The sequence below is a fragment of the Cryobacterium sp. 10I1 genome (assembly GCF_035019805.1).
GTDB lineage: Bacteria > Actinomycetota > Actinomycetes > Actinomycetales > Microbacteriaceae > Cryobacterium > Cryobacterium glucosi.
The window spans coordinates 1-14,419 of sequence record NZ_JASJVF010000065.1 but is presented as its reverse complement, the minus strand read 5'-3'; the positions used below and the strand labels follow the sequence as shown (position 1 = coordinate 14,419).

The window sequence follows — 14,419 nt, the reverse complement described above, 5'->3', positions numbered from 1 at the left end:
GGCACGGAAGCCCTCGACTGGGCTGCCGACGAAGCGGTCAGGCTCGGGCGCGGACTCCGGATCGTGCACTCCTGGTCGATTCCGATGACGGTTGCGATCGACCTCGGCGCGACGGTGCCGTTCGAAGCGCTCCGCGAAGCCAATGCCGAAGCGCTCGCGATCACGGCCCAACGGGTGCGGGACGCCCGTCCAGGACTCGACGTCGTCGAGATCCTCGACACCGGGCCGGCCGCCCCTGCACTCGTCGATGCGTCCGCCGAGGCTGAACTGCTCGTGGTCGGCACGCACGGACGCGGCTCGGTCGGGAGCCTCATCCTGGGCTCGGTGAGCCACGACGTGCTGCTCAACCTGCCCTGCCCGATCGTGGTCATTCCGCGCCGAATCGACGGGACGTCGTCAAGCGGTCAGACGGGACGTCCTCAGTAGTCGAATTCGTCGAACTGGGGAGCATCGAGACCGTCGCCGGTCCAAGCACCCTGGGGCACCGCCATCGGAGCGAGCGCCTTCCTGCGCAGGCCCGCGGTGATGTCGGTATCGACGAGTTCGCGGAAACCTGTCGGGGACGTGACGCTCGTCAACTGGCTCGCCGCGCCGATCAGGAACTGGGCCCTCCCGACCTGACCGCTGTCGCCGATGACGGGAATGTCGACAACTTCGACCTGGCCTCGGGTACTCAGTCTCTCGGCATACTGCATGACAGCATCGGCAAGGTCACTCCCGGTTACGACGGATCCCCCTGCGTGGAATATGCGCTTCATCGTCTTCCCTCACTGGCTCAGTGAACTGTCCATGTGCAGCCAGGGTCCGGGGCGCAACCCCAGTATATGCAGAACCGGTTCAGAGGCGAAGGGTGCGATCGACGACGGCCGCGGATACTTCGGCGAGCGGCCTGTTGTGGCTCCTGGCGTAGTCACGGAGCATCGTGAACGCCTCGCTCATGTCGACGTCGTGCATGAACGCGATGACGCCCTTGGCCTGTTCGATCACGACGCGGCTGTTGAGCGCGTGCTGGAGCTGTGCGCGAGCGATGTCGCTCTCGCGGATCGCGCGTTCCTGCAGGATTCCGATCGTCGCCGTGTCCGCGAGGGCCTGAACGGTGCGCAGGTCCTCGGCGCCAAGGCCGCCGAGACGGTCCCAGAAAAGATTGAGTGAGCCGATGGTCGTCGCCCGCAGGTGCAGGGGAACGGCGTGCATCGAGAGGAATCCCTGTTCGAGTGCACCCGCACGGAAGAGGGGCCATTTCGGGGCGACGACGTCGAGGTCGGGAATGGCGACAGCGGCACCGGTCGTCACGCACTCGACGCAGGGACCGGCGCCCGCTCGCAGCTGGAGGATTTCGACCAGCCGGGTGCGCTCGTTGGTGGAGGCCACGACCTCGAAGTCTCCGTGACCGGCCGAGAGGATGATACCCACCGCGGACGCTCCGAAGAGGAGCGCGCACCGCTCGACGAGAGTCTGCAGGAGGTCGACGACGTCGTAGCCGACGACGAGCGTGTCGGCCAGCGTGACGAACGTCTCGACGAGCTGACCCTCCCGGGATTGTGTGACCATGTTGTAATCCTAAGGTGCGATAACCGTGGAGAAATCAATTTTCCGGGCGACCACATCGTGTGCGACGGACCGCACCGATCGTCCGTTTGAGAAAGCGTAACCACGGAGGAGCAGCAATGCATCCGTGGCGGAGAGATTCAGCTGGGCAAGGATCATCCCCGTGGCCTGGTGGATCACGCGGCGCGAGAATCCCTCGGCTTCCGGTTGCGTCGGGTCGGCAGGGTTCGGTCCGTCGGCATCCAGTCGCTCCGGATCCTGTTCCACGGAGACGTGGTCTCGAAGCGCCCGGCGCAACACGACCCGGGCGACGATATCCGCGAGTTCCGTTGCGTCGGCGACAGCCTCCGGCGGCAACGGGCCGGCAACGGACGAGTAGAGGTCGACGGCGCCGATCTCGAGCGTTCCGATGACGAGAGGGAAGGCGAACAGTCCCCCGACCTCCGCGTCGTCGAGTGCCGCGCGAAACATCGGCCAGGCCGGATTCTGCTCGAGGCGGATGTCCGGCGAGAGGACCGGGCGCCGGGTCGCGAGCGCCCGCCAGCACGGTCCCTCGCCGAGATCGAATTGCAGTTCGTCGATCCGGGCGGCGAACGCGTCGCTCGCGCTGATCGTCTCGGTCCCGAAGGGCGCGCCGAGGGTGGAGATCGCTGCTCCATCGATGGGGAGCACTCTCAGGAACGGGGCGCAGAGCTCCGTGCCGGAGTCGTCCCAGGCTTCGAGTTCCCGGGCGGCAGTATCGAATGCCGCACGGCTAACGGGGGACACGGGCCGGGTCCTGTGCCCCGGGGGCATGCCTGCTCCGGCCGACCGGGACATCCACTCGCAGATCACTCCACAGGAGAGCCACTGGCACACACGACCTTTCGGCTCCCGGAGGAGCGACCGGTTCACACGGGAGTCCCGGCAGGACTCACCGAATTACCCCAAGCCTAACCCGTGAGACCAGATCCCGGTCAACCGGGGAATCACTCTCGGACACCCCGAGGTGCTGACCTACTGGTGGGCCCTACCGGGCTCGAACCGATGACATCCACGGTGTAAACGTGGCGCTCTACCAACTGAGCTAAAGGCCCCTGCGTATCGACTTCCGCCGGGGTTGAACCGACACCACTATACCGGTGGGAGCGGCGATCGGGTCACGCGGGCTGGAGTTCGCCGATCGCGGCACGGTATGCGTCGAGCGAACGCGCCTCGCCGGGAGCCGTGATGAAGCTCGCACGGATGATGCCGTCCGGGTCGATCAGGAAGGTTGCGCGGTTCGAGAAACCCTTCTCCTCGAGGAAGACGCCGTATTCCTTGGCGACGGCTCCATGCGGCCAGAAGTCGGCGAGGAGGTTGAATCCGTAGTTCTCCTGCTCTCCCCAGGCGCGCAGCGCGTGCCGGGAATCCACCGAAATACCCAGGAGTTCAACACCACTGTTCTCGAACAGGCTCAGGTTGTCGCGCAGGGTGCACAACTCGCCACTGCAGATTCCCGAGAACGCGAGAGGGAAGAAGACCAATGCCACCGACTTGTCACCGCGATACTGGCTGAGCTGGATGTGCTCGCCGTACTGGTTGACCAATTCGAAGTCGGGTGCCTGGGTGTCATTCTCCAGAGCCATAGTGCGTCCTTTCCTGCGTCAGCCACCAGTGGCAAGCGCCGGAACAGCCTAGCCCCGGGGATGGGGGAAACCTAGACAATTCTTTCGCTGACAGCGTTCGTCGCGTACCGGCCGCGCGTGCGCGGCACACAGCTGGAATCTGTAGGCTGGCGTGGTGCCAGCGGTCCACAGGGACCGCTTTGCGGCACGCCTAACCAGGCACGGTCGCGTATCACACGACCTGCCCGATAGAGAGAGGTCGACTGTGACTGTCAACGACCAGGACCCATACTCGGTGAACAGCACGGATGCGGATCCGGAAGAGACGAAAGAGTGGTCCGAATCTCTGGACGCACTCGTGGCCGCCCAGGGACACGAACGCGGCCGCGAGATCATGCTGAGCCTGCTCAAACGATCCAAGGAACTGCACCTGGGCGTCCCCATGGTGCCCACCACCGACTACATCAACACGATCGCGGCCGGCAACGAGCCGGACTTCCCCGGCGATGAAGACATCGAGCGCCGCTACCGCGCCTGGATCCGCTGGAACGCAGCCGTGCTCGTGCACCGCGCACAGCGACCCGGGATCTCCGTCGGCGGACACATCTCGACATACGCCTCATCCGCCGCCCTCTATGAGGTCGGCTTCAACCACTTCTTCCGCGGCCAGGACCACCCGGGTGGCGGAGACCAGATCTTCATCCAGGGCCACGCCTCCCCCGGCACCTACGCCCGGGCATTCCTCGAGGGCCGCCTGACCGCGAACCAGCTCGACGGCTTCCGCCAGGAGAAGTCGCACGCGCCGCAGGGACTGTCGTCCTACCCGCACCCGCGCCTGATGCCGGAGTTCTGGCAGTTCCCGACGGTGTCGATGGGCCTCGGTCCGATCAACGCCATCTACCAGGCGCAGACCAACCGGTACCTCACCAACCGCGGAATCAAGGACGCCAGCGACCAGCAGGTCTGGGCGTTCCTCGGCGACGGTGAGATGGACGAGGTCGAAAGCCGCGGCCAACTCCAGGTCGCCGCGAACGAGGGTCTCGACAACCTCAACTTCATCATCAACTGCAACCTGCAGCGCCTCGATGGACCCGTCCGCGGAAACGGAAAGATCATCCAGGAGCTCGAGAGCTTCTTCCGCGGTGCCGGCTGGAACGTCATCAAAGTCGTCTGGGGCCGCGAGTGGGACGACCTCCTGTCCCGCGACGTCGACGGCGCCCTGCTCAACCTGATGAACGTCACCCCCGACGGCGACTACCAGACGTACAAGGCCGAGAGCGGCGCATACGTTCGCGAGAACTTCTTCGGCCGCGACCCGCGCGCCCTGAAGCTCGTCGAAGGCTACACCGACGACGAGATCTGGAACCTCAAGCGTGGCGGCCACGACTACCGCAAGGTCTACGCGGCGTTCAAGGCCGCGTCGGAGCACAAGGGCCAGCCGACCGTCATCCTCGCGAAGACCGTCAAGGGCTACGCCCTCGGCCCGAGCTTCGAGGGCCGCAACGCGACCCACCAGATGAAGAAGTTCACCCTCGAGAACCTGAAGACCTTCCGTGACAGCACCCACATGCCGATCACGGATGCCCAGCTCGAGGAGAACCCCTACCTCCCGCCGTACTACCGTCCGGACGAGAACGACGAGGCGATCCAGTACCTGCACGAACGCCGCCGCGCCCTCGGCGGCTACGTGCCGGAACGCCGGAGCAAGTACACCCAGGTCAACCTCCCGCAGGACTCGACGTACGCGCCGACCCTGAAAGGCTCCGGCACGCAGGAGATCGCCACGACGATGGCGTTCGTCCGTCTGCTCAAGGAGCTCCTGCGCGCCAAGGACTTCGGAAACCGCATCGTCCCGATCATCCCCGACGAGGCCCGCACCTTCGGAATCGACGCGTTCTTCCCGAACGCCAAGATCTACAACCCGAACGGCCAGCAGTACACGTCCGTCGACCACGCCCAGCTGCTCGCGTACAAGGAGAGCCCGCAGGGCCAGATCCTGCACGTCGGCATCAACGAGGCCGGCGCGATGGCCGCGTTCACGAACGTCGGGACCACCTACGCCACCCAGGGTGAGCCGCTCATCCCGATCTACGTGTTCTACTCGATGTTCGGATTCCAGCGCACCGGCGACGCCATGTGGGCCGCCGGCGACCAGATGGCCCGCGGCTTCATGATCGGAGCCACCGCGGGTCGCACGACCCTGACCGGTGAGGGACTGCAGCACGCCGACGGCCACTCGCCGCTCCTCGCATCCACCAACCCTGCCGTCGTGTCCTACGACCCGGCGTACGGGTACGAGATCGCGCACATCGTGCGTTCCGGTCTCGAGCGGATGTACGGCGGCCTGCACGACGACCCGAACGTCATGTACTACATCACCGTGTACAACGAGCCGGCCGTGCAGCCGGCCGAGCCCGACGAGGTCGACGTCGACGGCATCGTGCACGGCATCCACCGGATCAACCACTCGCAGGTCACCGGACCGAAGGCGCAGCTCCTGGCCTCCGGTGTCGCCGTGCCGTGGGCGCTCGAGGCGCAGGCCCTGCTCGCCTCCGACTGGGGAGTCTCGGCCGATGTCTGGTCCGTCACGTCCTGGGCCGAACTGCGCCGCGACGGCATGCGGGCGGAGGAGCACAACTTCCTCAACCCCGACCAGGGCCCGCAGGTGCCGTACGTCACGAAGAAGCTCGCCGGAGCCGCCGGCCCGTTCATCGCGGTCAGCGACTTCATGCACGCCGTGCCCGACCAGATCCGCCAGTTCATCCCCGGCGATTTCGCCACCCTCGGCGCGGACGGCTTCGGCTTCTCGGACACCCGCCCTGCCGCCCGTCGGTTCTTCAAGATCGACGGACCGTCCATGGTCGTCCGCACCCTCGAGATGCTCGCCCGTCGCGGCGAGATCGACAGGGCGGTCGTCGGCCAGGCCATCGAGAAGTACCAGCTGCACGACGTGACCGCGGGCACAACGGGCTCCGCCGGGGGCGAGAGCTAACCCGACTGTGGCCCCGGCACCGAAGACGAAGGAGCAGACGCTCGCCTGGTTGCGCACCATCTCAGGGGAGCTGTCCACGGCGACCCTGAAACGACTCGAGGACACGCTGCCCTGGTACGGCGATATGCCGCCAGGACGGCGGTCCTCGGTCGGGCTGGTGGCCCAGGCGGGCATCACGTCCTTCATCGCGTGGTTCGACGACCCGAAATCCACTCCGTGGATCGCGGCCGACGTCTTCGGTGCCGCGCCGCGGGAGCTGTTGCGCTCGGTGAGCCTGCAGCAGACCCTCCAGCTCATCCGGGTCTCCGTCGAGGTCGTCGAGGAACGCGTCAAGGACGGCGGCGAGATCCTCCGCGAGGCGATCCTGCTCTACTCCCGCGAGATCGCCTTCGGAGCTGCGGATGTCTACGCGCGCGCCGCCGAGGCACGCGGGCTCTGGGACGTGCGGCTCGAGGCCCTCGTGGTCGACTCGATCCTCAGCGGCGAGTACGACGACGAACTGCCGAGCCGGATCGCCGCACTCGGCTGGCACGGCCACGGCGAGGTCTGCGTGCTCGTCGGCACCACCCCGAAGATGCTCGATGTCGACCAGCTGCGCCGCTCCGCGCGGCACATGGCCGCCGACGTGCTGATCGGGGTGCAGGGAAACCGGCTTGTTCTCGTGATCGGTCGCGCGCACCCCGCCTCAGCGGACTCCGAGGACACCGTCGGGACGGCATCCGCCCTGACGTTCATGGAGATCGCGGTGCAACTGGAACCGAGCTTCGGTGCCGGGCACCTCGTGCTCGGACACGAAGTGCCCAACCTCGTCGACGCCTCCAAGAGCGCGAAGGCGGCCCTGGCCGGTTTCGCCGTAGCCAGGTCGTGGCGGAACGCGCCGCGCCCTGTCCAGGCGGACGACCTGCTCCCGGAGCGTGCGCTCGCAGGCGACCCGCTCGCCCGCGCCACCCTCATCCACCGCATCTACCGGCCGCTCCAGGCGCACTCGACCGAACTGCTCACGACGCTGTGGTGCTACCTCGACAACGGCCGCTCGCTTGAAGCGACGGCCAGGGAACTCTTTGTTCACCCCAACACCGTGCGCTACCGCCTGAAGCGCGTCTCCGAGGTCATCGGCTACGACGCGACGGGCGCCCGTGAGGCGCTCATCCTGCAGTCCGCGCTCATCCTCGGCTCGATCAGCGACCACGACGGCTCCACCCGCCGACGCTGACACCCCTCGTTTGACCTGTTTCTGCGGGAAGACACAAACGTTTTCCGGATACTTGGTCGATCATCGACACTCCGCGGCGAATTGAGCTTGGGAGACTAGGGGAATGATTGTTGTCGTCTGTCCCGGACAGGGCTCGCAAACCCCTGGTTTCCTCGTTCCCTGGCTTGAAGACCCCGCCTTCGCCGCCGGACTCGACGCGATGTCCGCCGCGAGCGGACTCGACCTTGTCACCCATGGCACGGTCAGTGACGCCGACACCATCCGTGACACGGCCGTCGCCCAGCCACTGATCGTTGCGTCCGGAATCCTCACCATGCGGGCGCTCTTCGCCGGCGGTCGCCGCGACCGCATCGCGGGGATCGCGGGGCACTCAGTCGGCGAGATCACCGCCGCAGCCGGGGCCGGCATCCTGAACGACGCCGATGCCCTCGGGTTCGTGCGCGAACGCGGCGCGGCGATGGCAGAGGCCGCAGCCCTCGAACCGTCCGGGATGAGCGCCGTGCTCGGCGGCGACGAAGCCGAACTTCTCACGCTCCTCACCGAACTCGGCCTCGAACCGGCCAACTTCAACGGCGGCGGCCAGGTCGTCGTAGCCGGTGCGATCGACGCACTCGCCCGTCTCTCCGCCGCTCCGCCTGCCCGTTCGCGTGTCATCCCCCTTCAGGTCGCCGGTGCATTCCACACCCGGTATATGCAGCCTGCCGTCGCCTCGCTCGCCGCGGTCGCCGCGCGTCTCACCCCCTCGAACCCGACCCTGCCGATCTGGACGAACCGGGACGGCAGCCAGGTCGCCGACGGCGCGCGGTTCGTCGGATATCTCGTCGACCAGGTCTCCTCGCCGGTACGGTGGGACATGTGCATGCAGTCTTTCGAGGCCGCTGGCGTCACCGGAATCATCGAGATCGCGCCAGCCGGCGCCCTCGTCGGCCTTGCGAAGCGTGCACTCAAAGGCGTACCCAGCGTCGCGATCAAGACCCCGGACGATTTGCCCGCCGCGTTTGCACTGATCGACCAGCAGTAAGCCCGACGGAAAGAGACCATGACCAAGCCCACACTCCAGCAGTCGCACGGCCCCGCGTTCACGCGCATCCTGTCGGTCGGTGCCGCCCGCGGTGACCTGACCGTTCCCAACGACGACCTGGTCGGTCCGATCGACTCGTCCGACGAGTGGATCCAGCAGCGTACCGGCATCATCAGCCGCGTCAGGGCCAGCAAGGACGTCCAGGCCGTCGACCTCGCCGTCGTTGCCGCCACCGAGGCCATCGAGAAGTCCGGCATCGACCCGACCCTGATCGACGCCGTCATCGTCGCCACCATCAGCAACGGCCGCCAGACCCCGTCGATGGCCGCCGTCCTCGCCGACAAGGTCGGCGCCAACCCGGCCGCTGCCTACGACATCAACGCCGCCTGTGCCGGTTACGCATATGCCGTGGCCCAGGCCGACGCCCTCATCCGCACCGGTGTCGCTCACTACGCGCTCGTCGTCGGGGCCGAAAAGCTCTCCGACCTCGTTGACCCGACCGACCGCAGCATCTCGTTCCTCCTCGGCGACGGCGCAGGCGCCGTCGTGATCGGTCCGAGCGACTACCCCGGTATCTCGAGCACCGTCTGGGGGTCCGACGGTTCCAAGGCCGGCGCGATCCAGATGAATCACACCCTGCAGGAATACCACCGCGGTGAATCCGAGTGGCCCACGCTCCGCCAGGAGGGCCAGACAGTCTTCCGCTGGGCGGTCTGGGACATGGCCAAGGTCGCCAAGCAGGCCCTCGAGGCCGCCGGCGTGACCAGTGCCGACCTCGCGGCCTTCATCCCGCACCAGGCCAACATGCGCATCATCGACGAGTTCGCGAAGCTGCTCAAGCTCCCCGAGTCCGTCGTCATCGCGCGCGATATCGCCACAACGGGGAACACCTCGTCGGCGTCGATCCCGATCGCCACGCACACCCTGCTTGCCGAACACCCTGAGCTCAGTGGCGGTCTCGCCCTGCAGATCGGCTTCGGAGCCGGACTGGTGTTCGGCGCGCAGGTCGTCGTGCTCCCGTAGTTTTCCCGTACCGCCTCTAAACTGAATCTCGGTCATACGAGACACCCCAAGGAGAAAAAAATGGCATTGTCCACCGAAGAAGTACTGTCCGGCCTCGCTGAGCTCATCAATGATGAGACCGGCATTGCGGCTGACACGGTTGAGATGGGTAAGTCGTTCACCGACGACCTCGACATCGATTCCATCTCGATGATGACCATTGTCGTCAACGCAGAAGAGAAGTTCGACGTGAAGATCCCCGACGAAGAGGTCAAGAACCTTAAGACCGTCGGCGACGCCGTCGACTTCATCGTCAAGGCCCAGGACTAAAACTAACGAGCCCAGGCCGGCCGGCATCGCCGACCGGCCTGGTCTGTGGGCTCCGCCCGCCGTTTTGATGTACCACGGAGAGTTGCATATGACCAAGAAGATCGTTATCACCGGAATCGGTGCGACCTCCCCTCTCGGAGGCACTGCCGCCGAGACCTGGGCTGCGCTGTTGAACGGCGAGTCCGGCGCCACCACCCTCGAGCAGGAATGGGTCGCACGCACCCAGCTGCCGATCACCTTCGCCGCGCAGGCGCGGGTCCCCGCCAGCGAGGTCCTCGCCAGGCACGAGATCAAGCGTCTCGACCCCTCGAGCCAGTTCGCGCTGATCGCCGGCCGCGAGGCCTGGGCGGATGCCGGATCTCCCGAGGTCGAAGCCGACCGGCTCGCCGTCGACTGGGCCACCGGCATCGGCGGCGTGTGGACCCTCCTCGACGCCTGGGACACCCTGCGCGAACGCGGCCCACGCCGCGTGCTGCCGATGACCGTCCCGATGCTGATGCCGAACGGTCCCGCCGCGGCAATCGGCATGGACCTGCACGCCCGCGCCGGTATCACGACCGTCGTCTCCGCCTGCGCGTCGAGCACCGAGTCCCTCGTCAACGCCTATGACCGGCTGCAGGCCGGCCGCGCGGACGTCGTCATCGCCGGTGGCTCGGAAGCCGCGATCCACCCACTGCCGATCGCGTCGTTCGCGGCGATGCAGGCGTTGTCCAAGCGGAACGACGACCCGGCCCATGCCTCACGCCCGTACGACGTGTCACGCGACGGCTTCGTGCTCGGCGAGGGTGCAGCAGCACTCGTCGTCGAAACCGAAGAACACGCCAAGGCCCGCGGTGCGCACATCTACGCCGAACTGCTCGGCGGTGCCGTCACGAGTGACGCGTACCACATCACGGCTCCCGACCCCGAGGGATCGGCGGCCGCCCGGGCTATGGTCACCGCCATCCGCAACGCGGGTGCCGATCTCAGTGATGTCGCCCACATCAATGCGCATGCGACAAGCACGCCAGTCGGGGACATCGCTGAGTACAACGCACTCCGTCGCGTGTTCGGCGACCTGCTCGAGGGCATCCCCGTTTCCGCGACGAAGGCATCCACCGGGCACCTGCTCGGTGGTGCAGGTGCGATCGAGGCGTTCTTCACCGTGATGGCGCTCTCGACGCGGACCGCCCCGCCGACGATCAACCTCGTCGAGCAGGACCCGGCCATTCCGCTCGACGTCGTGACCTCACCGCGCACCCTGCCCGGCGGCAACCTGCTCGCGATCAGCAACTCGTTCGGATTCGGCGGCCACAACGCCGTCGTGGCCTTCCGCTCGGTCTAGTCGACAAGCTCGGTCCCTTCGGACGTCTATCAGCAACAGGCTCGACCCCCCGGGGTCGGGCCTGTTCTCGTTTCCGCCTTTTCTCGTTTCCGCCAGGTGTCTCTTTCCCCGGCCTTGTGCGAATCAGGACTGTCAGCCGACCTTGTGCAGCCAGACCACGGAATTGAAGTCGCTCGCGTGCCTGAAGGGTTCGAGTTCGTCGTCCCAGGCCTGCCCGAGGGCGAGGCGCAGTTCGCGATGCAGTTCGACGGCGTTCGCGCCGGCGGATTCCATGGCGTAGCGAATCCGGTCTTCCGGGATCACGATGTTCCCGACGGTGTCGGTCTGTGCGAAGAAAATGCCGAGCTCCGGCGTGTGCAGCCACCGCCCGCCATCGACGCCGAACCCGGCGTCCTCGGTCACTTCGAAGCGCAAGTGGTCCCATCCGAGCAGCGCGGATGCGAGGCACGCGCCGGTCCCTGGTGCGCCCTCCCAGTGGTATTCGGCGCGCTGGGAACCCGTGAGCACCGGCTGATCGGACCAGTCGAAGTTGACGGCCTCGCCGAGGGCGCGACCGACCGCCCACTCCACATGCGGGCTGAGTGCCCGTGGCGACGAATGCACCAAAAGCACCCCTCGCGCAGTTGGTGGCCGGCGCGCAGGTATTGCTGTCATCGATTTTCTCCGTTCTGTGAGATGCGTCTTCCCCAACGACCTCAGAACTGCGGATTCAATACGATGCAAGCGAGTGTGAACTTGTCGCTACGACGGAATTGCTGCCGTCTCCTTGGATTATGCCTCAGCCGCCTGTGGGTATTCAAGGAAGATCGGGTTATTTGATCCCACCAGTTCAACCGGTTCCCGCGCGTTTTCCCGTGGACCGGTTCGCTATACTCGGTATAGCTATCTCTCGCTTCGGAGGCCCGGTGTCGGTACGCAGTTGTCTGCTTGTGATCCTGTCGATCGGTCCGGCATACGGATTCCAGCTTCACGCTGAACTCAGTTCCCGTACGGCCGGTCGCCGGAACGTGAACGCCGGCCAGGTCTACGGCACTCTCGAGCGACTCGTGAAACAGGGAGTCGTGGAATCGGCAGGGACCACTGACGACGGACTCCCCCTGTACCGGGCGACCTCGTCCGGATTGAGCGAAGCATCTGCCTGGCTGACCGCGACGGAGAGCGCCGTCGGCGAGGAGTGGAACGACCTCGTCGACCGGGTGCTGCTCGCGTCGTCACTCCCTGATACGGACGTTCTCGGCATCATCGCCCGCTATCGCACGCACTGGGAGTCCGACCTTGCGGACTCCGGTCCCGGCGCAGGAAGCGACAACACCGTCGCCGGGGCGCACGGCGGGGAGCTCCGGCCGGGCGCCGGGCAGGACCTGCTCGGCGCGGGGGCGCGGCATGCCCTCGCGACCGCGGCACTGGCCTGGCTCGAGAGCACGGAGCGCACGCTGGCCGCCGCCCCAGGCGAGTTCGGGCACGGTCTCAATCTTCAGAAGCCACGGCGCGGCCGGCGGCCGGCGGTGGCGGCATAGCTCGATCACGGCGTCCAGTCCGGAAGAAGTATGAGACGCAGCCCGTGGACGATGCAGCCCGTGGACGACTTCGCCGAAAGTCGAGACGATCGGTTCAGTCGTGCAGCGGCGTGCCGTCCGCGGTCAGGACCATGCGCTCGCCGGCCTCGATCGGGATGGTGAGTCGGTTCTGGGCAGGTGCGATCGGGCAGTTGAAGTTGTAGCTGAAGGCGCACGGCGGCAGGTAGGCCCGGTTGAAGTCGAGGCGAATCGTTCCGTCGCCCTCCGGTGAGACGCGCAGGAATCGGCCGACGCTGTAGGTGCTGACCCCGTTGGTCGCGTCGGCGAACACGAGGAGCAGGCTCGGCCCGTCCTCGAAGGCAACGAGGTTGTAGTCGATGCCATCCCTGGTGAAGGTGATCTCGCCGGGCAGGGCGCGCTGGCGGGTCCGTCCCTCATCCTGCAGGTGTGCGATGCTGACCTCACCCCGCCCGGGGATCGGCGTGAACGTCGCCTCGACCACCCAGTCCGGATCGTAGGGGAATGCATCGATCCGGCCGAAATCGCGGATTCCCTCGGAGGCGGCGTCCCAGACCCGGAGGGCATACCCGCCGTCTTCGCCGGCGATCACCGTTCCCGTGAGCGTGTCGCTGAAGCGGATGCTCGAGGGCTGCATCGCGTCGAGTCCGGCCACGAGCACCGATCCATCGACCACGTCACCGTCGACGGTGATCCCCTCGCTCGCTGCCGCTGTCAGCGCGAGCCCGGACACCCCAGCGGGGAGCGGCGCCCATAACCCGGGGACGCCCCAGACCGGCTGGCCGACCGCGGGGTCACCGGTGATCCACTGGGTGTTCACGAGGGCGAGGTTGCCGCGCGGGCCGACGACCGCGCGGGAGCGTGCGTCCCGGAATTCGGCGAGCCGTGCGAGTGCGGCGTCCGTCCGGTCCTGGTCTGTGCTGCCCTGGGCGTCGTTGCCTTGGAATGCGCCGCCCTGGTCTGCGCTGCCCTGCTCTACCTGCTGTGTCATGCCTGCGCCATCCCGTCGTGTGAGTGTCTTCAGTGCAACGGGCACGGGCCCGGGTTTATTGCCGCGGCGGGCGCTATTTCGCGTCGCCGTAGTTGTCGACGGTGGCGACGGTCAGCAGGAAGTCGACAGGGAAGGTGCCGAACAGGTGCCTCCCCGCCGTGGCCGCGGCATCTTCGATAATGGTCGCGACCCTGGCCGCCAGATGCTCCGGGGTATGCACGATGACCTCGTCGTGGAGGAAGAACACCAGGTGCGGGATATCGGCGAACACGACACCGCCCCGACCGGAACGGGACCCGGAAGAAGACCCGGAAGGAGCCCGGGAAGGAGACCGGGGCTCCAACCCGGATCCGGCATCTGCGCCGACGTCCGACGCCAGTTTCCGGAGTTCCCGCCGGATTTCCGCCATCCAGCACAACGCCCACTCGGCCGCACTCCCCTGCACCACGAAGTTGCGCGTGAAACGACCCCAGTCCCTGGCCTGGGTGCGCGCCCTCCGCTCATCGGCATCGCCGGCTCCCTCCGACGAAGCCAGAGACTGCGCGGCATACCACTCTTCTCCGGGAGGCGGCGAGGACCGGCCCAGCCTGGTCGTGACCTGGTCGCCGCGCTCGCCTGCGCGCGCGGCTGTCTCGGTCAACGCGAGTGCCCGCGGATACGCCCGCGCGAGCCGGGGCAGCAACCGCCCGCTCTCCCCCGTCGTCGCACCGTACATCGCGCCGAGCATGGCCACCTTGGCGTGGGCGCGGGTCTCGACGACGCCGCTCGCGACGATGCCGGCGTAGAGGTCCGTGCCACGGCCGGCATCCGCCGCCGCCTCGCGCTCACCTGGGGCGTGCAGACGTACCTCGTGGACCGGGTCACGCACACCGACTCC

Annotated in this window: 14 protein-coding genes, 1 tRNA gene and 1 pseudogene; 8 read left to right on the top strand and 8 right to left on the bottom strand. The window is 66.9% G+C overall.

What is annotated here, in order from left to right:
• A partial coding sequence (locus QN345_RS08210) for a universal stress protein (RefSeq protein ID WP_323508559.1) occupies positions 1-426 on the top strand: 426 nt, incomplete at its 5' end.
• Here the strand turns inward: QN345_RS08210 and QN345_RS08205 are convergent.
• The 5 genes from QN345_RS08205 to QN345_RS08185 form a co-directional block, all read right to left on the bottom strand.
• Positions 420-758, bottom strand: coding sequence for a hypothetical protein (locus tag QN345_RS08205; RefSeq protein WP_134446481.1), 339 nt, complete (start codon positions 756-758; stop codon positions 420-422). The two genes, QN345_RS08210 and QN345_RS08205, sit on opposite strands and share 7 nt — an antisense overlap.
• 79 nt (positions 759-837) lie before the next feature.
• Positions 838-1,551: a GAF and ANTAR domain-containing protein gene (locus QN345_RS08200; protein ID WP_134446480.1), complete on the bottom strand. Its 714-nt coding sequence runs from the start codon at positions 1,549-1,551 to the stop codon at positions 838-840.
• Positions 1,552-1,560: 9 nt separating this feature from the next.
• The gene (locus tag QN345_RS08195; protein WP_322135872.1) at positions 1,561-2,316 is read right to left on the bottom strand and encodes a GAF and ANTAR domain-containing protein; all 756 of its coding nucleotides are present in this window, start codon (positions 2,314-2,316) and stop codon (positions 1,561-1,563) included.
• A gap of 232 nt (positions 2,317-2,548) precedes the next feature.
• Positions 2,549-2,624, bottom strand: a tRNA-Val gene (locus QN345_RS08190).
• Positions 2,625-2,687: 63 nt separating this feature from the next.
• Entirely contained in the window at positions 2,688-3,155 is a 468-nt protein-coding gene (locus tag QN345_RS08185; RefSeq protein WP_134446478.1) for a peroxiredoxin, read from the bottom strand.
• Between the two features lie 244 nt (positions 3,156-3,399).
• Between QN345_RS08185 and aceE the strand changes: the two genes are divergently transcribed.
• The 6 genes from aceE (at position 3,400) to QN345_RS08155 (ending at position 11,016) form a co-directional block, all read left to right on the top strand.
• Entirely contained in the window at positions 3,400-6,126 is a 2,727-nt protein-coding gene (gene aceE, locus QN345_RS08180) for a pyruvate dehydrogenase (acetyl-transferring), homodimeric type (RefSeq protein WP_134446477.1), read from the top strand.
• 7 nt (positions 6,127-6,133) lie between these two features.
• A complete protein-coding gene (locus QN345_RS08175; RefSeq protein WP_134446476.1) occupies positions 6,134-7,339 on the top strand; it encodes a PucR family transcriptional regulator in 1,206 nt (401 codons plus the stop codon).
• 103 nt (positions 7,340-7,442) lie between these two features.
• Positions 7,443-8,360, top strand: coding sequence for an ACP S-malonyltransferase (locus tag QN345_RS08170; protein WP_134446475.1), 918 nt, complete (start codon positions 7,443-7,445; stop codon positions 8,358-8,360).
• An 18-nt stretch (positions 8,361-8,378) separates the two neighbouring features.
• A complete protein-coding gene (locus QN345_RS08165) occupies positions 8,379-9,383 on the top strand; it encodes a beta-ketoacyl-ACP synthase III (RefSeq protein ID WP_134446474.1) in 1,005 nt (334 codons plus the stop codon).
• Positions 9,384-9,443: 60 nt separating this feature from the next.
• Positions 9,444-9,692, top strand: a complete 249-nt coding sequence (locus QN345_RS08160) for an acyl carrier protein (RefSeq protein WP_134446473.1) — start codon at positions 9,444-9,446, stop codon at positions 9,690-9,692.
• 88 nt (positions 9,693-9,780) lie between these two features.
• Positions 9,781-11,016: a beta-ketoacyl-[acyl-carrier-protein] synthase family protein gene (locus QN345_RS08155; RefSeq protein WP_134558431.1), complete on the top strand. Its 1,236-nt coding sequence runs from the start codon at positions 9,781-9,783 to the stop codon at positions 11,014-11,016.
• A 132-nt stretch (positions 11,017-11,148) separates the two neighbouring features.
• Here QN345_RS08155 and QN345_RS08150 read toward each other — a convergent pair whose 3' ends face one another.
• Positions 11,149-11,670, bottom strand: a complete 522-nt coding sequence (locus tag QN345_RS08150) for a DUF3145 domain-containing protein (RefSeq protein WP_134446471.1) — start codon at positions 11,668-11,670, stop codon at positions 11,149-11,151.
• Between the two features lie 251 nt (positions 11,671-11,921).
• On the opposite strand from QN345_RS08150, the gene QN345_RS08145 reads away from it, so the two are divergent.
• Positions 11,922-12,533 carry a PadR family transcriptional regulator gene (locus tag QN345_RS08145; RefSeq protein ID WP_322135873.1) on the top strand — a complete coding sequence of 204 codons (612 nt, stop codon included), beginning with the start codon at positions 11,922-11,924 and terminating at the stop codon, positions 12,531-12,533.
• A 94-nt stretch (positions 12,534-12,627) separates the two neighbouring features.
• Here QN345_RS08145 and QN345_RS08140 read toward each other — a convergent pair whose 3' ends face one another.
• On the bottom strand, positions 12,628-13,542 hold the full coding sequence (locus tag QN345_RS08140; protein ID WP_322135874.1) for a DUF1684 domain-containing protein: 915 nt from the start codon (positions 13,540-13,542) through the stop codon (positions 12,628-12,630).
• Positions 13,543-13,615: 73 nt separating this feature from the next.
• A pseudogene (locus QN345_RS08135) lies at positions 13,616-14,419 on the bottom strand (hypothetical protein); the annotation flags it as partial.